20 protein-coding genes are annotated in these 17,985 nt (G+C 35.2%); 9 read left to right on the forward strand and 11 right to left on the reverse strand.

The genetic code is table 11. The features are described 5' to 3' along the window. The 4 genes from CXF67_RS11210 to CXF67_RS11225 are packed head-to-tail and all read left to right on the forward strand — an operon-like array spanning position 1 to position 3,712. Positions 1–447, forward strand: coding sequence for a sterol desaturase family protein (locus tag CXF67_RS11210; RefSeq protein WP_102088830.1), 447 nt, complete (start codon positions 1–3; stop codon positions 445–447). Further along, the gene (crtD, locus tag CXF67_RS11215) at positions 448–1,920 is read left to right on the forward strand and encodes a 1-hydroxycarotenoid 3,4-desaturase CrtD (RefSeq protein WP_102088831.1); all 1,473 of its coding nucleotides are present in this window, start codon (positions 448–450) and stop codon (positions 1,918–1,920) included. It abuts the gene before it with no gap. Beyond that, positions 1,921–2,565 (forward strand): carotenoid biosynthesis protein, encoded by a 645-nt coding sequence (locus CXF67_RS11220; RefSeq protein WP_102088832.1) that lies wholly within the window; start codon positions 1,921–1,923, stop codon positions 2,563–2,565. After that, positions 2,552–3,712, forward strand: coding sequence for a lycopene cyclase family protein (locus CXF67_RS11225; protein ID WP_102088833.1), 1,161 nt, complete (start codon positions 2,552–2,554; stop codon positions 3,710–3,712). Before CXF67_RS11220 ends, CXF67_RS11225 begins: the two co-directional genes overlap by 14 nt. Here CXF67_RS11225 and CXF67_RS11230 read toward each other — a convergent pair. The 3 genes from CXF67_RS11230 to CXF67_RS11240 form a co-directional block, all read right to left on the reverse strand. Then, positions 3,709–4,395, reverse strand: coding sequence for a DUF3291 domain-containing protein (locus CXF67_RS11230; RefSeq protein ID WP_102088834.1), 687 nt, complete (start codon positions 4,393–4,395; stop codon positions 3,709–3,711). The two genes, CXF67_RS11225 and CXF67_RS11230, sit on opposite strands and share 4 nt — an antisense overlap. Positions 4,396–4,511: 116 nt before the next feature. Then, positions 4,512–6,557 (reverse strand): S9 family peptidase, encoded by a 2,046-nt coding sequence (locus CXF67_RS11235; protein WP_102088856.1) that lies wholly within the window; start codon positions 6,555–6,557, stop codon positions 4,512–4,514. 10 nt (positions 6,558–6,567) lie between these two features. Then, complete coding sequence (locus CXF67_RS11240) at positions 6,568–8,211, reverse strand: amidase family protein (protein ID WP_102088835.1); 1,644 nt, start codon at positions 8,209–8,211, stop codon at positions 6,568–6,570. 275 nt (positions 8,212–8,486) lie between these two features. Here CXF67_RS11240 and CXF67_RS11245 point away from each other — a divergent pair, with 275 nt between their 5' ends. Continuing rightward, positions 8,487–8,837, forward strand: a complete 351-nt coding sequence (locus tag CXF67_RS11245) for a hypothetical protein (protein ID WP_102088857.1) — start codon at positions 8,487–8,489, stop codon at positions 8,835–8,837. Next, a complete protein-coding gene (locus CXF67_RS11250; RefSeq protein WP_257984673.1) occupies positions 8,785–9,993 on the forward strand; it encodes a serine hydrolase domain-containing protein in 1,209 nt (402 codons plus the stop codon). Before CXF67_RS11245 ends, CXF67_RS11250 begins: the two co-directional genes overlap by 53 nt. A gap of 227 nt (positions 9,994–10,220) precedes the next feature. Here the strand turns inward: CXF67_RS11250 and CXF67_RS18845 are convergent, their stop codons facing one another. The 6 genes from CXF67_RS18845 to ruvX all read right to left on the reverse strand — a co-directional run bounded on the left by CXF67_RS18845 (position 10,221) and on the right by ruvX (position 13,458). Continuing rightward, positions 10,221–10,628, reverse strand: a complete 408-nt coding sequence (locus tag CXF67_RS18845) for a LytR/AlgR family response regulator transcription factor (protein ID WP_257984674.1) — start codon at positions 10,626–10,628, stop codon at positions 10,221–10,223. A 26-nt stretch (positions 10,629–10,654) separates the two neighbouring features. Beyond that, positions 10,655–10,894, reverse strand: a complete 240-nt coding sequence (locus CXF67_RS18850) for a response regulator (protein WP_308302194.1) — start codon at positions 10,892–10,894, stop codon at positions 10,655–10,657. Between the two features lie 41 nt (positions 10,895–10,935). Further along, entirely contained in the window at positions 10,936–11,508 is a 573-nt protein-coding gene (locus tag CXF67_RS11260; protein WP_145990462.1) for a sensor histidine kinase, read from the reverse strand. A gap of 344 nt (positions 11,509–11,852) precedes the next feature. Next, positions 11,853–12,299 carry a DUF5606 family protein gene (locus CXF67_RS11265; protein ID WP_102088837.1) on the reverse strand — a complete coding sequence of 149 codons (447 nt, stop codon included), beginning with the start codon at positions 12,297–12,299 and terminating at the stop codon, positions 11,853–11,855. A 53-nt stretch (positions 12,300–12,352) separates the two neighbouring features. Continuing rightward, positions 12,353–12,943, reverse strand: a complete 591-nt coding sequence (def, locus tag CXF67_RS11270; RefSeq protein ID WP_102088859.1) for a peptide deformylase — start codon at positions 12,941–12,943, stop codon at positions 12,353–12,355. 101 nt (positions 12,944–13,044) lie between these two features. Continuing rightward, the gene (gene ruvX, locus CXF67_RS11275; protein WP_102088838.1) at positions 13,045–13,458 is read right to left on the reverse strand and encodes a Holliday junction resolvase RuvX; all 414 of its coding nucleotides are present in this window, start codon (positions 13,456–13,458) and stop codon (positions 13,045–13,047) included. Positions 13,459–13,542: 84 nt separating this feature from the next. On the opposite strand from ruvX, the gene CXF67_RS11280 reads away from it, so the two are divergent. Both CXF67_RS11280 and CXF67_RS11285 read left to right on the forward strand, forming a co-directional pair. Continuing rightward, positions 13,543–14,358 carry a 2,3,4,5-tetrahydropyridine-2,6-dicarboxylate N-succinyltransferase gene (locus CXF67_RS11280; protein WP_102088839.1) on the forward strand — a complete coding sequence of 272 codons (816 nt, stop codon included), beginning with the start codon at positions 13,543–13,545 and terminating at the stop codon, positions 14,356–14,358. Positions 14,359–14,400: 42 nt separating this feature from the next. After that, positions 14,401–15,528, forward strand: a complete 1,128-nt coding sequence (locus CXF67_RS11285; protein WP_102088840.1) for a glycosyltransferase family 9 protein — start codon at positions 14,401–14,403, stop codon at positions 15,526–15,528. On the opposite strand, the gene CXF67_RS11290 is transcribed toward CXF67_RS11285, so the two are convergent. Next, positions 15,518–16,330 carry a glycosyltransferase family 2 protein gene (locus CXF67_RS11290; RefSeq protein WP_102088841.1) on the reverse strand — a complete coding sequence of 271 codons (813 nt, stop codon included), beginning with the start codon at positions 16,328–16,330 and terminating at the stop codon, positions 15,518–15,520. The two genes, CXF67_RS11285 and CXF67_RS11290, sit on opposite strands and share 11 nt — an antisense overlap. 128 nt (positions 16,331–16,458) lie before the next feature. On the opposite strand from CXF67_RS11290, the gene CXF67_RS11295 reads away from it, so the two are divergent. Next, positions 16,459–17,217 (forward strand): glycosyltransferase family 2 protein, encoded by a 759-nt coding sequence (locus CXF67_RS11295; RefSeq protein ID WP_102088842.1) that lies wholly within the window; start codon positions 16,459–16,461, stop codon positions 17,215–17,217. Here CXF67_RS11295 and CXF67_RS11300 read toward each other — a convergent pair. Next, positions 17,209–17,964: a lipopolysaccharide kinase InaA family protein gene (locus CXF67_RS11300; RefSeq protein WP_102088843.1), complete on the reverse strand. Its 756-nt coding sequence runs from the start codon at positions 17,962–17,964 to the stop codon at positions 17,209–17,211. The genes CXF67_RS11295 and CXF67_RS11300 overlap by 9 nt on opposite strands. Between the last annotated feature and the right edge of the window lie 21 nt (positions 17,965–17,985).

A 17,985-nucleotide genomic window follows, 5' to 3' on the forward strand; every position in this document is an offset into this window, starting at 1 on the left:
ATGGAGATATTGATTTGGATAGTTGTTTTTATAGCAACCTTTTTACTGATGGAATTTATGGCGTGGTTTACTCACAAATATGTTATGCATGGTTTTCTATGGATATTACATAAGGATCATCATCGTAAAGACCATAAGAGCTGGTGGGAACGCAATGATTTATTCTTTGTATTTTACGCTGCTATAAGCATGTACTTTTTTATAATCGCACAATTTCAATTTGCGGTTGCTATTGGAGCTGGTATTGCGGGCTACGGTCTAGCTTATTTCCTTGTTCACGATATCTTTATTCACCAACGGTTTAAATTATTCAAAAAGGCAAACCACTGGTACGCTAAAGGGATACGCCGTGCCCACAAAATTCATCATAAACATTTGGGAAAAGGAGAAAGTGAATGTTTCGGAATGCTTATTCCTCCTCTAAAGTTTCTCAAAAACAAAAAATAAATGAAGTCACAAGCTGCCATTATAGGTTCTGGTATCGCCGGAATCGCTTCTGCTTTGCGCCTGAAAGCTAAAGGATATAAAGTCGATATATTTGAGCAAAATGACTACACAGGAGGTAAATTACATAGTATCACCAAAGGAGAATATCGGTTCGACTATGGTCCTTCTCTATTTACAATGCCTCACCTTGTGGATGAGTTGTTTGGATTATTCGATATCGATCCCAAAGAGTACTTTCAGTACACGAGAAAAGATACCATCTGCAATTACTTCTGGGAGGATGGAAAACGCTTTCAAGTAAATGCGAATACCAAAACCTTTATCAAAGAAGCTGCATTAAGTTTTGACGAACCTGAAGAACATCTAGAAGACTATCTAAAAAATACGAAAACCAAATATGATCTCACTTCAAAATTATTTTTGGAGAAATCACTTCATAAGTTTGATACTTATCTGTCAAAAGATACCTTAAAGGCCATTTTTAATGTAGGTAAATTACATTTGGACAGCAGTCTAAATGAAGTAAATAAAAGGTATTTTGACCATCCCAAGCTTATACAACTCTTTAATAGGTTTGCCACCTATAACGGTTCCTCCCCATATAAAACACCAGGAATTATGTCTATGATTCCACATCTTGAAATGAATTATGGGACATTTATTCCTAAACATGGGATGCATGATATTTCACAAAGTCTGACTCAGCTTGCTAAAGATGTTGGAATCTCCATTCATCTAAACCAAAAGGTGGATGAAATCGTTTATGAAAACAATACCGCAAAAGCTTTAAAAATAAACGGAGACGACAAAGCTTTCGATCTTATCGTCTGTAATATGGATGTCTATTCAGCTTACAACATCCTCCTCAAAAAGATAAAAGCTCCAAAAAAGACCTTAAGCCAAGAGCGCTCGAGTTCTGCTTTAATTTTCTACTGGGGAATCAACAAAACTTTCCGAGAGCTAGACTTGCACAATATTCTATTTACAGAAGACTACGAAAAAGAGTTTGATCACTTATTTAATAAAAAAAACTTTGCAGAAGACCCTACAGTGTATATCAATATCTCTTCTAAGGAAGTGAAGGAAGATGCACAGGAAGGCCATGAAAACTGGTTTGTAATGGTCAATGCCCCTACCAATTGTGGCCAAGATTGGACTGCTCAAACAACTTACATCAGAGAGAAAGTTATCGCGAAAATCAATAAATGTCTAGGCTCCAAAATAGAAAACCACATTGAAGTTGAACACGTCGTCACTCCAAGAGATATCGAGTTTGCAACCTCATCTTTTCAAGGTTCTTTGTATGGGACGTCCAGCAATAATAAATTCGCCTCTTTTTTAAGACATCCAAACTTTAGTTCTAAGCTAAGAAACTTATACTTTTGTGGAGGAAGTGTTCACCCTGGAGGAGGAATCCCCTTGTGTTTGCTTTCTGCCAAAATTGTTTCAGATTTAGTTCCACAACCACAATAAATGAAGAGTTTACCTCAACAACAGATTCGTTTATTCATAGCCATCGGCGTTCTATGGCTTTTTCATGTTTCAGGTATAATTGGCATTAGCATAGGCTATCAGGACTGGTTCGCCAGTAGAACTGGTCTCAATTTGGTAATAATGTGTATTGCCTTAATTGCTTTCTACCCTATGGATTCCATTAAAAAGTGGATCTTATTTTTTACATTTGGTGTGCTTGGAATATTAGTAGAATATCTAGGAGTAACTTTTGGTCTTTTCTTTGGAGACTATGCCTATGGTAATAATTTTGGTCCTAAGATTTTGGGAGTACCCTTACTTATTGGAGTCAATTGGGCTATGCTTACTTTTATTTGTGGTTCGATCGCTAATAAAGTATCGGACAATGTATTTCTTAAATCTCTACTAGGCACCTTTATGATGCTTTTCTTGGATTTGTTTATGGAAAAGGTAGCTCCCATTTTTGACTTTTGGGAATTTACAGGTGGCTATGCGCCCATAGATAATTATATCGCTTGGGGAGTTATCTCTTTTATTTTTCATCTTATATTTCATCTATTCAAAGTCAAAGGCAACTTTTTGATTTCGCTTCACTTATATATAGTTCAACTCGTCTTTTTTATCTATTTCTATGTCTACTTTTAATTATAATTATATAATCATAGGAGCTGGAGCCGCAGGATTAAACCTAGCTTTAGCTATGAATGAAGATGATTTTTTTAAGGACAAAAAGATTCTGATTTTAGACAAAGTCAAAAAAACTGAAAACGATAGAACTTGGTGTTTTTGGGAAAAAGGGAATGGCAAGTGGGATCACATCGTTTCTAAAACTTGGAAGAAATCTATAGTTACTGCCAAAGGTGAAGACATCAATTTTGATTTAAAAAAGTATACTTACAAGATGTTGAGATCAGCTGATTTTTATCAATTTGCCAAAACAACACTCGACACTTCCACTATAGACTGGAAAACAGAAGATGTACAAAAGGTAGTTCAAAACCAAGATAAAGCTGTCGTGACCACTCCTGAAAATGAGTACATGGCCGATTTTGTATTTGATAGTAGAATTCCATCGCTTTATACTTTAGACCATTCAGACTCTCTCAGTATCGCTCAGCATTTTAAAGGGTGGATTATCGAAACTGAGAAAGAAGTCTTTGATGACACTCAGTTTACAATGATGGATTATAGCATCAAAGATGGTGAAACCACTAGCTTTACTTATGTTCTTCCTATGTCTCCTACTAAAGCACTAGTAGAATTTACGTATTTCAGTCCAAATGTGGTGAGTGAAGCCACTTATGACCACTATTTAAAAAGATATATTTCAGAAAAACTTCACCAGCAAAATTATAAAATCTTAGAGACTGAAAAGGGAGTGATCCCGATGACGAATTTTCCCTTTGAAAATTTTAATCAAAAACACATTATCAAAATTGGAACAGCGGGAGGATGGGTAAAAGCTTCTTCTGGGTATTCCTTTAAAAATTGTGAGAAAAAAAGTAAGAAAATCGTCGTGTTTTTAAAGTCAAAACCTGACTATTATAACAACTCCTCCTCTGCTAAATTTAAACATTACGATAAAATTTTCTTAGAGGTCCTCAGCAAAGAGAATCATTTTGGCGAGGAGCTCTTCTATCGCATGTATAAAAACAATTCTATAAAGACAATCTTTAGATTTTTGGACGAAAGGTCGGTATTTTCTGAAGATTTAAAAATCATTCTCAATCTGAGTTCTTTACCGTTTATCAATGCATTTTTAAGACACGTTAAAAGTGGACTTAAAACTTAACCCCCTTTTAAAGTGACTTTTTTCTGAATTCGAAATCTAGAAAATAGCTCCTCACTGTACCAGTCGAATTCTCTCGTTTTTTGAATTGCTTTGATATGTTCTTGACTTTGATAAGCATAAGCTTTAAGACTCGCTAAATCTTCCCAAACGCTAAAAGTTGCCATTTCCACAAAAGGGAGTTCACCAAAGCCTTTCGTATAAATCAACCCACTAGTGTTTTCTAGGGGTTTTTGAGATTCCGGAACGTATTTCCAGAATTTCATTAGCATGTTAGTCTTGATACTGGCTCTTGTAATAACCGCAATTTCAGAATCCGGATCCATCTCCTTTACATTTACAGTAGATTCAAAAGGGTTTTTAGAATTCCATAAGCCTCTGGCTTGAATGCTTTCCATATAATAAACCTGCATCTTATCTGCATGGTTTTGATAAGCTTTACTGAGCTTATGAGTTTCAAAAAAAGTTTGAGCAGCATCTTCTGACTCCCACACTTGTAAAACCGAATACACACTCCAATCTGGAAAAGGATTGAAATTATCTTTTCCGCTACCCATAAGCTTATAAAAACTAAGTCCTTTTACAGATTTCATATAGGTATGCCCAAACTGCATCATGGACAAGGCCCAGAATTTGTTAGAAAATCTTTTATAGCTTAAAACAGTAAGGGTGGTGATTTGGGACATAGTAAATTATAAAAACAAAGATGAAAACTATTTTGTACTAAACATAGTTTTCATCTCTATTTTATCAAATCTTAAACATAAGTGGATAACCTAAATCGAAATTTAAAAGTGGATTATTATTCTTTATGCTTATCGAACCAACTGGTGATGTACCCCACTTTCCTAAACAAGTTACTGGGTTTCCCTGCAATGCCGTGACCAGAACCAGCAATACGTACCATAACCGCCTCAATCCCTTGTAATTTTAAGGCCGCATAGTACTGCTCGGTTTCACTCATTGGGGTTCTGTAGTCTTGTTGGCCTGTTAATAACATTGTTGGGGTTTTGACATTTCCAACCAAAGAAATCGGTGAAAATTTCAAATACTCCTCTGGGTTTTCCCAAGGTTTATTTTTGAACCAGTACTTGGCAAAAAATGGAGAACCATCTGCCGTCAGGACAAAACTGTACCAATTGATGACTGGCTTTGCCACTACAGAAGCTTTAAATCTATCGGTTTTACCAATAGACCAAGCGGTAAGGACTCCTCCCCCACTTCCGCCTGTAATATAAAGTTGGTCTGTATTGATATAACCTTGGTCGACCACATAATCTGTCGCATCCATCAAATCATTATAATCTTCACTTGGATAATTGTGATTGATATAGGCCGCAAAATCTTCCCCATAACTTGTACTTCCTCTAGGATTTGTATATACCACGACATATCCTCTACTCGCCATAAATTGTAATTCTGGTGAAAATCGAGAACCATAATTGGTATACGGACCACCGTGTATTTCAAGAATCATAGGATATGTCTTAGAAGGATCAAAATTGGGAGGCGTGAGAATCCAGCCTTGTACTTTAAAATCATCTACTGAAGACTCCACCCAAAACTCCTCAACCTTTCCTGTTTTTTTTGACTTTAATAAATTGGCATTTAAATTTGTGAGACGTTTGGTCTCTCTAGTAGATTTTTGAGAAACAACAGCTAATTCTGCAGGTGTCGAAGTGGTCACATAAGAAAAGGCCAGTTTTCCTTTGTCGGAGACTGAATAGGTTCCACCACCATACGGGCGACCAATACTTGGAGAACCTAAGTTTTCTGCCACTGTAGAGACCTCACCTTTCAGGTTGATTTGTCCAACTTTGCTATTGCCTTCTTCATCATATCGAAAATAAATAGACTTACCATCTTTGGCCCAAGTGATCGAAGAGATATCTTGTGCAAAGCCCTTGGAAAGGATTTCTAACTCAGCTCCGTCTCTTGACATCAGATATAGCTTGGTGAGTTGATAACCCACAAATTTATCGTCGAATCCTGTATAAGCGATATGCTCACCATCAGGTGAAACTTTTGGAGAGTAAAACGGCCCTCTTGTGCTGGTCAATTGTTTACTTACTCCTGTTTCAATGTGCTGTTCAAAAATTTGTTCATTATTTGGGTCCACTTCAGCATCCTCAGACTTATTTACAGTGTATAAGATATGCTTCCCGTCTGGAGTCCAAGAAGATGAACCAAATTGATGAGAACCAGAAGTTAATTGTCGAGCCGTTCCGCCTTCAGCAGAAATCACAAAGATATGACTGTACCCCTCTTGCACATAGCCCCCACCATCTCGTCTGTATACCGCTTTATCTATAACGTCTGCTCCTTTTTCCCACTCAGCACCATTGGGAGGTGTAGGAATTTTGGGCTGGATAGCTTTAGAAGACTCAGGAACAAATTTGCTAAATAAGAGTTGTGTCCCATCGGGAGACCAACTAATGTTGGATGGACTTTCAGTAAAATTCGTCAATGCAGCTGTGGTCTTAGACTCTACCCAATAGACATAGAGTTGGTTAGACCCATCTTGATTGGACGTAAAAGCAAACTTATCACCTTGCGGAGACCAGTTGACATTCCCATGGTATTTGGTCCCGGAGGTGATAGGATAGTGAGTTTCACCATCAAACGAAGTGTGCCATAAGTTGACCAATCGGCTATCGGTCATCACATCAAATTGATGCCTTTCGTAAATAATTGTTTCACCATCTGGAGAAATCTCTGGATTACCGACCATTTGCAAATCAAAAAGATCCATATAATCAAAAAAGCCATCAGGGACTTGAGCTTTCAGTTGGGTGGTAGCCATCAAAAAGATAGCAAGGATGTAACTGCTTAAACGTAATGTAGTCATAGGTATAGATTTAGTTGGAATATTTTTTAGGGGGTAACCGATAGTTGGTATTTTGCTCAAAAAGTTTAGCATAACTAAACAAATCGGACTCTTCATAAGGTTGTGCTATAAAGGTAAGACCTTTAGGCTCTCCTTCAGAAGTGTAGCCCATAGGTACCGTAAGTCCTGGATATTTTGCTACAGCAGCTTGACCTGCATTATAATTATTAATCGATAAAATTGCATCTAACCTATTCGCCAACATTGTAGCCTCAAAATAAGCAACACCAGCTTTATAGAGATAGTCTCTTATGTTTTGAAGCTCCTCTTCAGATAAGTTTAAATCTTCAATCCCGTCAAACCTAGCTTGTCCATAAGGGATTCTAACTAAATTATCTTCTAGGTTAAATTGAATTACCTCAGCTGTAGATTTTACAGTAACGTTTTCAGACGTATAAGCTTTTAAATAGTTGGCAAGATCTATTTTCATATCTCCACTCAATAGTTGAGTAAAGCCCTCAAAATCCATAGGCTTGGGATCGATTTCAATAAGTTCAGCACCTAATGTCTTGAGATCTTCAAGGGCTCTGAGGTATAAGGAATCTTCAAGATAACTGGTATACACTCCAAATCTTAAGTTCTTTAAATCTGCTCTAGGATCTATCTCCCACGGCACGGCAGCGCCTGATTTTGCAGAGGCCATTGCTGAAAACACAATAGAATTATCCCTTATGGTTTTGGTTATAGGTCCAGGAGTGTCCAATGTACTCGAGATGGGCACAATCCCTTCCTGACTCAAGACACCAACGGTAGGTTTTAGGCCTACAGCCGATTGCTGACTTGAGGGTGAAAGAATAGAACCCGAGGTTTCTGTCCCTATGGCAGCTACTGCATAGTTGGCAGCGACACTTACCGCACTTCCAGAGCTCGATCCTCCAGTATCAAAGATTCCCGGTCCGTATGGATTTAAAGTCTGGCCACCGACAGCACTATATCCGTTTGGACAGCCATCACAGAGAAAATTAGCCCACTCACTTAAGTTGGCTTTTCCTAAAATAAGAGCGCCGTGAGATTTTAAATTGGTGACAATCTCTGCATCGGTTTTGGTTTGGTTATTTATTAAGGCCACGGCACCAGCTGTGGTGATCATATTTTTGGTATTGATATTATCCTTCAATAAAATGGGCATCCCATAGATAGGATGTTGCCCTTTGGCCTGAAACCCGTCTAGCTCTTCCGCTTGAGCCACCACCTTGGGATTGATGGAAATGATCGCATTAAGCGCTAAGGTTTTGTTACTCTCGGTATCTGCAATCCGGAATAGATACCATTGCGTTAAACTCTTATAAGTAAGAGTTCCGTCATCAATATGATTTTGAATTGAAATAATGTCTTGGTCTAAGATGTAAGGCGTAAGCTTTACGTACTGCTCTTTAGAAAAGCCATTAAGTTGAGAAGTGATGGTTTCTAAAATTACATTCCGATCGGAAACTTTAGACTGTACAAGTTGATAGCGCAAACGCTCAGATGCGTTGTCGGCACTAAAGTCTATTAAACTCGTTTCATCATAAGGTATCCAAGCCTCAAATTCTGGAGAAGAGTTGTGTTTACAAGCGCTTAGACTTAAAATAAAAAGGATAACAATAGGTAATGAATTAAACTTAAACTGGTGCATGAATAAATTTTAAAAGTGATATTTGAGCCTAAAAATAGCATAATTTTAGGGTTCAATTGGTTTCAATTCAATTATTTAAGTTAAAACCTACCCAATAATAAGTATTGTGTAATCTTAATATTATCCCTATTTTTATGAAATATTTATAATTTACTAATTTTGATTACTAGTAAACGCTGTTAGTTACTATTTCATCCCTAATTTTGGTAACACTATCTCAGGGTATTTTTGTAGGTGATCAATTTTTAACCTTAACCTATTTTAAGCTTATGATTATGAAACGACTGAATCTCCTAGAAATATTAAAGAAAAAGTATCCCAACAGCATTAACCCTAAACTCATTTATGTAGGGCTCCTCCAAACGTCTAAAGACGTTTTTCTAGAGAAAATACTCGATAACGAACCGGAACGTTTGGTACAGCATAATCTGGAGCAGATTTACGATAAAAAGTTGGTGCATTTCCAACCTATTCTCCAAGGCTGCCTTTTTAACCCACTTATTCCTATCGATGATAATGCCACTCGGTTTTTATTACAAATGGATCCATTGAGTATTATGCTAAACTTTAAAGATGTTTTTACTGAAGACGCTACCGATCGCCTATTTAAGTATATTGAAAATTGAGAAAACTGCCGTAAAACCCGTCATCTCTTTTCTGTTGAAATTCAGCCTATCTTACAAACTTATCATTCTTTTAGTCCTTCTACAAAGTTTATCCTCCTGTAAAGTTGGGCGGTTTATCGTTTATAATTTTGCAGATATCAACGACCATAAAAAATTTCCATCAAGATCTATAAAAAAAGATTCTATCAGCTTCCAATTTACAGAGGCCAAAATTTCCATAATACCAGATTCTGTTACGGTTAGAAAAGAGAAAACCAGTTTTGAAACCTATCTAGAAGATAACAAAACCGTAGCGTTTTTAGTGATTAGAAACGATACCCTTCTATATGAAAACTATTGGTATGACTATAACCGCTCTTCTATCGTACCGTCATTTTCTATGGCCAAATCGGTGACCTCTATCCTTATAGGCATTGCAATAGACGAAGGGCTTATCACTTCTGTAGACGAACCGGTAACCACGTATATCCCAGAGCTAAAAGACAATAGGTTTAACGAGGTAAGTCTTGAGCATCTGCTCCAGATGACCTCCGGGCTAAAATTTAACGAAGGTTACTACAATCCTTTTGGGACGGTCGCTACCTTTTATTACGGGAGACGCCTTAGGAAGGCTATTGAAAAGCTAGAACTTGAGAATCCTCCAGGAGTTGGGTTTAGCTATACTAGCGGCGAAGCACAATTGCTAGGCTTGGTTTTGGAACGAGCGCTCAATGGGCAGACCCTCTCTTCGTATCTGGAAGAGAAATTGTGGAAACCTCTCCAAATGGAATATGATGCCAGCTGGAGCATAGATAAAAAGAAAAACGGACTGGAGAAAACCTTTTGTTGCCTAAATGCCAGAGCACGTGATTTTGCCAAGCTGGGCCGACTCTACCTCAACAAAGGAAACTGGAACGGACAACAGATTGTGTCTAAAGCATGGGTAGAGCGCTCTACAGCGATTGATACGACCAACGGGAGTTCTTGGGAGTACCAATACCAGTGGTGGATTCCTACCAAAACCGGTGACTTTATGGCCGAAGGAATTCTAGGCCAGTATGTCTACGTAGACCCCAAAACCAACTTGATTATCGTAAGACTGGGGAAAAGTAATGGTGATACTAATTTTGAAAGTCTTTTTATAAGTATGAGTTCGTATTATAAAACGCAAAATTAAAAAAGAATAAATTTAAAGAAGTTGAGTAATCAGTCAATTTCACTCCAGGCAATTACCACACCCTACATTATTTACATATCTAAAATGTTCCAATGAAAAAAAAGTTGTTAAAAAATCAAGTCATAACTTCTGGAGTCACTTTGCTTCTCAGGAATATGTAGATATTATATTCTTAACTAAAAAACGTATACTTAGAAAACTTATAAGTAGAAAAACGTTTACAGATCCTATAAACTTACTTTTTTATCTGTTCTAAAAAGAGAATAACAGCTTGCTCCAATAGGGATTTCTTGGGTATTCACGTCTATATCATGTGAGGTGAATGCTGTGATTTTTGAAGTATTGATAATATAAGAGCGGTAAATTCTTAAAAACTGATGAATAGACAATTCTTGTTCCATTTCACCTAGCTTATATTTTGAAATTATAGACGTGTCATTTTTTAAATGAATTTTAATGTAATCTTTTAAACTTTCGATATATACAATATCATCTAGGATTATTTTATGGTGTCTGTTTCCTGATTTTACCACTATATAATCCGATAGTACGAGTTCTCTTTGAACTGGTTCAACTGTATTTGCAGTCTGCCTAAAAAACTTATCTATTGCTTTTGCAAAACGCTCAAAAGTCACTGGCTTTAATAAATAATCTACCGTTTCTAAGTCATAACTTTCCAGTGCATACTCTCTGTATGCAGTAGTAAATATTGTTTAGAAGGATTTTTTAATGTTTTCAGAAAGTCTATTCCCGTTAAATGGGGCATCTTAATATCTAAAAACATCAAATCGATTACCTGTGTGTTTACTATCTCAAACGCTTTTAACGCGCTATTACTGGTTGCTACAACTTCTAATGAATCAATTTGAGAGACATGTTTTTCTATCAATCGAATTGCCAAAGGTTCATCATCAACTATTAAACAGCGAATTTTCCTAGAATTTAGTTATTTTTTATTTGAACGGTTACTGTAAATAATTTTGGAAGGGTGTTGATGCGCAATTCAAATCGATTAGGATAAGTTAAATTTAATTGTTTTTTTATGTTTTTTAAATCGATTGCTGTTCTTTCTATTTGATCTGGTTCTACAGCTATGGTATTGGAAATTATAAATTTAAATTGAATATCAGTATTGTAAAAATCGATGTCTATTTTTGGTGAAACACTATCCTCTCCTGCTCCATGTTTAAATGCATTTTCTACGAGAGATAATAATATTAAGGGTGCAATTTTGCCATCTTGTTCAATATGATTGTTAAAATTAATTTGTAGACGATCATCATATCGTAATTTTTCTAGTTCAATATAATTTTCTAACAATTCTATCTCAGAGGATAAAGACACATATTTTGTATTGCAGCGAAACAAAACATGATCTAATATTTTAGATAATTTTTCGATAGATTTTGGTGTTTTCGGTGAATTCTCTAGAGACAACACATAGATATTATTTAGTGTATTGAATAAGAAGTGTGGGTTTAGTTGCGCTTTTAGCATTTTTAGATCTGAAGCCACTTTTTCAGTTTTAGACGCAAGCTCTTTTTTCCTTTCTTTCTTTAAAATTAATAATAAATTTTAAAGAAAGAAATATAAAAACGGTAATATAAATATCTGGTAGATACGACAACAATAGTTGTTTGAAACCTATTAACATTTCTGCAATAATTTCTTGCTCAAATGGAGGTGTTCTTGCTAGAAGTTCTCCAATATAAACGATTAAAACTCGTCCTAAAACTGAAAAAACATAGGCAGATCGTACAAATAAAAGATCTTAATTATTTTTTTGAAGCACATATTGAAATCAGAAAACCCTCTAATTATGAAAAATATAGAGGGTTGAATTGATATAAGTGTAGAAATTATTTTTCTTTTGTGTCTTCAGTCTTTTGTCCATCAGCTGTTTGCCCTTCATCTTTTGGCTCTGAAAAATCTGTAATTTCTTTAGATATCAAAAGATTATACCACTGCAAAACTTTCTTAATATCTGAAGGATAAACACGTTCTTCATCGTATTCTGGAAGAATTTCACTAAAATAATCAGTCAATTCCTTTTTAGAAGATTTATGATCTATGGATTTTGTCCCTTCTTCCTTGTCAAAAATCTTTTGAAAAACTAACCTTAGGGGTATTTCTTCCGTATAGGTGTAAATGGCAATTTCACTTAAGATGCTGACATTATTTTTCATGCTCACAGGAATTTTTTTACCATCGATAAATGACTCTGCTAAAAAACCACCTCTGGTTTGAGCTTTTAATTCAAAAAGTCCGGGTTTACCGGATATAGATAATACTTTGTCTAATTTCATACGTTATATTTTTGGCTGGCAAATATGCAAATTGTTTAGCTTTATAAGCTGATCTATCTAATTTTTTTAGCTAGTGGATATTTCATCCTATATCCAACCTCTATTTTACCCTTGGAGATATTGGTCAATTTATTTTTTATGAGTCTTTTCTTCAAGCTAGAAATCCTATCTGTAAATAAAACTCCCTCAATATGATCGTATTCATGTTGAACCACACGAGCAGCAAGGCCCGACAGCTTTTCCTTTTGGAGAGTGAAATTTTCATCCAGATACTCGACCGTGATCTCAGGCTTTCTAAATATGTCTTCATGTACATCTGGTATGCTCAAACAGCCTTCGTTAAAATCCCATTCTATACCGTTTTCTTCGATAATTTTTGGATTGATAAACACGCGCTTAAAGGCCTCTAACTCTTTTTTTTCAAGCTCACTAAGAGACTCATCTTCAGAAAAAGGCTTAGCATCTACAATAAACAAACGAATAGAAAGTCCTATTTGCGGTGCTGCTAGTCCTACTCCACTTGCATTATACATGGTTTCAAACATATTTTCTAAGAGCTCATCAATTTTCGGATGATCCTTCGAAATGTCTTCTGCTTTTTTCTTTAGCACAGGAGAGCCATAAGCTGCAATCGGTAATATCATAATCTCAATTTTACGTGAGAGGGCATCCACCCTTTAGTTTAGGGTTGCAAAAATACAGGTTTTATTTCTTTTGGTTTGGATAATCTTTTGTTTTCAACAAATTATATATATTGAAGATAATTTTGAAGTATAATCGTAGCGCTAATTTCGTCGACTAAGCCTTTATTTTGACGTTGTTTCTTCTTTAAACCAGAATCAATCATAGTTTGAAAAGCCATTTTTGAAGTAAACCGTTCGTCTATCCTTTTAATCACAAGAGAGGGGAATAATGCCTGCACATCCTCTATAAAATAGAGAATATTTTTTTCCAACTGCATGGGTTTGCCATCAATGTGTTTGGGTTGACCTACAACTACTGTATCCACAGACTCTTCTTTGATTATTTTTTTCAACTCTTGCATTAAATTCCTAGTCTCTACGGTTTTTAAACCAGAGGCTATCATCTTCATTTCATCAGAAATGGCTATTCCTGTTCTTTTCATACCAAAATCTAAGGCGATAACTTTAGTTTTCATATTGTCTATTATGCAACAAAGATAAGGCATCCACTAAGAATCTGGATTTAATCATAAACCTTATCTTCGCAAAAAAATTCGATAATGGAAGACTTAAAACAGAAGATACTAGAAGCTTGGGACAATCGAGACTTACTTCAAGAAAAGGAAACTATTGAGGCCATTCGTACTGTTATTTCTAGACTAGATAGTGGTGAATTACGTTGTGCCGAACCCACTACAGAAGGCTGGCAAGTCAACGAATGGGTAAAAAAAGGGGTGGTCTTGTATTTTCCAATTCAAAAAATGGAAACTATGGAAGCCGGAATTTTTGAATATCATGATAAAATACCACTAAAAACAGGATATAAAGAGAAAGGAATACGCGTAGTCCCTAATGCTATTGCAAGGCATGGAGCTTATATTTCTAAAGGTGTCATTATGATGCCGAGTTATGTGAACATAGGCGCTTATGTGGATGAAGGGACTATGGTAGATACGTGGGCAACTGTAGGAAGTTGTGCTCAAATAGGTAAAAATGTGCATTTATCTGGAGGGGTTGGAATTGGAGGAGTTTTGGAACCACTTCAAGCCTCACCGGTAATAATAGAAGACGGTGCTTTTATAGGGAGCCGCTGTATTGTTGTTGAAGGCGTAAGGGTAGAAAAAGAGGCCGTTTTAGGTGCCAATGTGGTATTGACCATGAGCACCAAAATTATAGATGTAACTGGAGATAAACCTGTTGAAACGAAGGGAGTTATACCAGCACGCTCTGTTGTGATTCCTGGCAGTTATACCAAAAAATTTCCAGCAGGTGAATTCAATGTTCCCTGTGCCTTAATCATCGGTAAACGGAAAGAGAGTACAAACAAAAAGACGTCCCTTAACGATGCTTTGAGAACGTATGATGTAGCGGTGTAAACCCCTCCTAGCCTCACCAAAGGGGAAGAGTTTATTAATATTATGATAAAAACAAGATTAGATTCAGAAAGCATAAGTCCCCCATTGGAATGTGGTGGGGAGACTCCTAGAATATTGATAATTCAACAAAAAATGATTGGGGACGTTCTCGTCTCCAGTCTTATTTGTGAGAATCTAAAAAAAAACTATCCGAATTCGGAAATTCATTATCTTATTAATCGGTTTACAATGCCAGTCATTGAAAACAATCCTCATATAGATGAAATCATAGTCTTTGAAGAACTTTATAAAAGCAACAAAATAGAGTTTTTTAAATTTTTGAAAGACATAAAAAAGAGTCGTTATGACATTGTAATTGATGCATACGGTAAACTAGAAAGTAATCTCATCACCTTAAGTTCTGGCGCTAAAACGAAAATAAGCTGGAAAAAAAGCCATACTAGGTTTATATATACTCACCTTTTTAAAAACTCTACAAAACCCAAAACAAATGCTGGAATTGCCATAGAAGATAGGTTGAAACTACTAACTCCATTCAATTTGAAGTTGCCACTTATTACCCGTCCTAAAATTTATTTGACTGATACTGAAATTTCTAAAGCTAGAGGCTTACTGAAACGATCTAAGATTAACATGACTAAGCCTCTTTATATGGTAAGTGTTTTAGGGAGTAGCTCTATCAAATCCTATCCTTTCGAGTATATGGCCATAGTAATGGATTATATTATAGAGAGTACGGATGCTCAACTTCTTTTCAATTATGTCCCTAATCAAAAAGAAGAAGTCTTGGATATTTACAATTTATGCAAGAAGCAAACTCAAGAGCAAATTTTTATCGAAATAAAACCAAATAGCATTAGAGAATTCCTTGCAATGACGAGCTCATGCGACGCTTTAATAGGAAATGAAGGTGGTGCTGTAAATATGGCAAAAGCAATTCAAATTCCAACCTTTACCATTTTTTCACCTTGGATAGATAAAAAAGTCTGGAGTTCTTTTGAGGATGGAAACCAGAACATCTCTATTCATCTTAATGAACTAATTCCTGACTACTACTCAGGGAAAAAGTTTAAAAATTTAAAAGCTAAAAGTCTTGAATTATATCGAAAATTAAGCCCAGACAAGGTGATTAAAAAATTAGATCGTTTTCTACTTAACATTAAAGAGTAGATAGTCCTTTTTGTGTTTTTATGACTTTATTTTTCTTGGTGAGTCTTCTGATTTCATTATTTTTTTCAATGGCCTTTTGATTTATATAACCCTTTGAGTGTTCCAAATGAACACAAATAGCATAATATCGTATCTGAATGGGTTTTACACCTAGGTTCACCAACCGTTCACCGAATTCTCTATCCTCTCCACCATATTTCATGTCATTATTAAAGCCATTAATCTCTAAAATTTTGGACTTCCAAGTAGAAGCGTTATGTCCATTCCAGCTTTGCTTAGTTGTTGTTAAGCTATTTAATAACATAGGTAAAAAAGATGAAGATGCTAATTTTAGATTCTTCAGAGAGGTTTTTAGCCCCCTTTCTGTGAGCCATTTTAATTCAAAACAATGTTGACCCATTATGTCTTGCTTTTTAATTCTATTTGAAATAGAAAGTGGCAGTTTAAAATATCCACCAGATAAAAAACTATTTTTCCTCCTAAATTTAAGGTGGGTTTCCACAAAATCATTCCTTGGGATACAGTCACCATCTGTAAAAATACAATAGTCAGATTTTGTAGCTAAAATAGCTTTGTTTAAAATTTTAGTTTTCTGGAAACCGTCGTCCTTATGCCAAACATGGGTTATCAAAAGAGTAGTTTCACTACTGATTTTTTTTAGCATCAATTTTGTCTCATCAGTAGAACCATCATCTGCAATAATAATTTCAAAATCATTTATGGTTTGTATACTAAAGCCCAAAAGTACCTTTTCTAGCCATAAAGGAGAATTATAAGTACTTATGATAATAGATGCCTGCATTTAAAAGAATTATGGGGCAAAAATAAAATTTTTTATAGTTTATTAAATCAATTGCCTATTTATTATGAAAGAACACTTACAATATTTTACATTTGCATTTTAGCACCTATCTAACTTCTTCTTTATCTATGCCCAAGATTTCGGCACTTATCATTACTTTAAATGAAGCAAAAAATATTGCTGACGTTATAGATAATCTGGATTTTGCAGATGAAATTATAGTTGTAGACTCCTATTCTCAAGACTCTACCGTAGAAATTGCAGAAGCTTATCAAAATGTTATTGTACATAAACATAAGTTTGAGAATTTCACAAAACAAAGAAATTTTGCACTTAGCAAAGCTAATCATGAATGGATACTATTTTTGGACGCCGACGAAAGGATTCCCGGAGTTTTAAAACATGAAATCTTGGAGACCATCCAATCTAAGAAAACTGCAGATGCCTATTATTTTTATAGAAAATTCATGTTCAAAAGTCGTCCCTTACACTTCAGTGGTTGGCAAACTGACAAAAATATAAGATTATTTAAAAAAAGTAAATCTACGTATACCGAGGGACGCTTGGTACATGAAGTTCTAGAAGTGAATGGCAAAGTGACAAATTTGCAACATCATCTTATTCATTATTCATATGAAAACTACATTTCTTATAAGAAAAAAATGCTAAGCTATGCAAGTTTAAAAGCTAAAGAACTTTTTCTTAAGGGAGTTGAGCCAAACCCGTATCATTTTATTATTAAACCCGTATACAAGTTTTTGTACAGCTATATTATTCGTCTTGGCGTTTTAGATGGAAGAAAAGGTATAATTATCTGTTATTTAAATGCTTTGAGTATTTACAAACGTTATCCTTACTTAAAAGAACTTATAAAAACTTCAGAATAGGGATTTAATTTTTTTCTTCCGTTTTTGTTTCGAATGGAATTTTTTTTGAAACTCAGACGTGAAATTCCACATTATTTCAAATACTTCTGTATTGGGTTTCTTTATGAGCTTTGCATATTCATCGCTCATTATTTTAACCATTTCTCTTTTGGGAGTCAACCGCCTTAAGTTATACATGCGCTCCTTAAAACTTAAAGTTTTAAACTGCATTCTATTAAGATCTACAAGAGAAAAGTCATATCCAGAATCAGTGATAAAAATCAGGGTGTTCCCCGGAGAATGGTCCTGAAATTCAATTCTACTTTCGTGTAGATCAAAAGAAAACCTTGTAAATGCTCTGAGAATTTCTTCATGATTTGGAAAATCAGGTTCATGGACAAGTTCCCGATAAGTAAGATCTGGAGACTGATGTAAACTGATGTAAAATGACTTTCCAAAACCAAAGCCATTATTAAATTCAAAAAAGGCAATAGGCTCAGGCGTGCCGACTCCTTTTTCGTTTAAAATCGTTGCATACTCAAAAGAACGTTTAGCTTTAGATTTTCTAAAATATTGGTACGCAATTTTGTTGATGAAATTAGGCTCTTTAAAAGATTTAATATTTAATGTTTTACCCTCAAAATTTACAGTTTTTATTATATTTCTATCTCCGTCACTAAAAACAGTACCGATACTTTCGAAAGAAATAACAAGTGCGGTTAAGGCTGTTTTGTATTGTTTATAAGTAGAGTTAAAATTTGAGTCCATAAATACTATTTAATTTTCAAA

Origin of the sequence: Psychroflexus sp. MES1-P1E, from assembly GCF_002836055.1 — a bacterium.
GTDB lineage: Bacteria > Bacteroidota > Bacteroidia > Flavobacteriales > Flavobacteriaceae > Psychroflexus.

Bases quoted from the DNA above. Each gene is read 5' to 3' on its own strand.
- CXF67_RS11210 (WP_102088830.1), top strand. From the start codon at position 1: ATGGAGATATTGATTTGGATAGTTGTTTTTATAGCAACCTTTTTACTG.
- crtD (WP_102088831.1), top strand. From the start codon at position 448: ATGAAGTCACAAGCTGCCATTATAGGTTCTGGTATCGCCGGAATCGCT.
- CXF67_RS11220 (WP_102088832.1), top strand. From the start codon at position 1,921: ATGAAGAGTTTACCTCAACAACAGATTCGTTTATTCATAGCCATCGGC.
- CXF67_RS11225 (WP_102088833.1), top strand. From the start codon at position 2,552: ATGTCTACTTTTAATTATAATTATATAATCATAGGAGCTGGAGCCGCA.
- CXF67_RS11230 (WP_102088834.1), bottom strand. From the start codon at position 4,395: ATGTCCCAAATCACCACCCTTACTGTTTTAAGCTATAAAAGATTTTCT.
- CXF67_RS11235 (WP_102088856.1), bottom strand. From the start codon at position 6,557: ATGACTACATTACGTTTAAGCAGTTACATCCTTGCTATCTTTTTGATG.
- CXF67_RS11240 (WP_102088835.1), bottom strand. From the start codon at position 8,211: ATGCACCAGTTTAAGTTTAATTCATTACCTATTGTTATCCTTTTTATT.
- CXF67_RS11245 (WP_102088857.1), top strand. From the start codon at position 8,487: ATGAAACGACTGAATCTCCTAGAAATATTAAAGAAAAAGTATCCCAAC.
- CXF67_RS11250 (WP_257984673.1), top strand. From the start codon at position 8,785: ATGTTTTTACTGAAGACGCTACCGATCGCCTATTTAAGTATATTGAAA.
- CXF67_RS11265 (WP_102088837.1), bottom strand. From the start codon at position 12,299: ATGAAATTAGACAAAGTATTATCTATATCCGGTAAACCCGGACTTTTT.
- def (WP_102088859.1), bottom strand. From the start codon at position 12,943: ATGATATTACCGATTGCAGCTTATGGCTCTCCTGTGCTAAAGAAAAAA.
- ruvX (WP_102088838.1), bottom strand. From the start codon at position 13,458: ATGAAAACTAAAGTTATCGCCTTAGATTTTGGTATGAAAAGAACAGGA.
- CXF67_RS11280 (WP_102088839.1), top strand. From the start codon at position 13,543: ATGGAAGACTTAAAACAGAAGATACTAGAAGCTTGGGACAATCGAGAC.
- CXF67_RS11285 (WP_102088840.1), top strand. From the start codon at position 14,401: ATGATAAAAACAAGATTAGATTCAGAAAGCATAAGTCCCCCATTGGAA.
- CXF67_RS11290 (WP_102088841.1), bottom strand. From the start codon at position 16,330: ATGCAGGCATCTATTATCATAAGTACTTATAATTCTCCTTTATGGCTA.
- CXF67_RS11295 (WP_102088842.1), top strand. From the start codon at position 16,459: ATGCCCAAGATTTCGGCACTTATCATTACTTTAAATGAAGCAAAAAAT.
- CXF67_RS11300 (WP_102088843.1), bottom strand. From the start codon at position 17,964: ATGGACTCAAATTTTAACTCTACTTATAAACAATACAAAACAGCCTTA.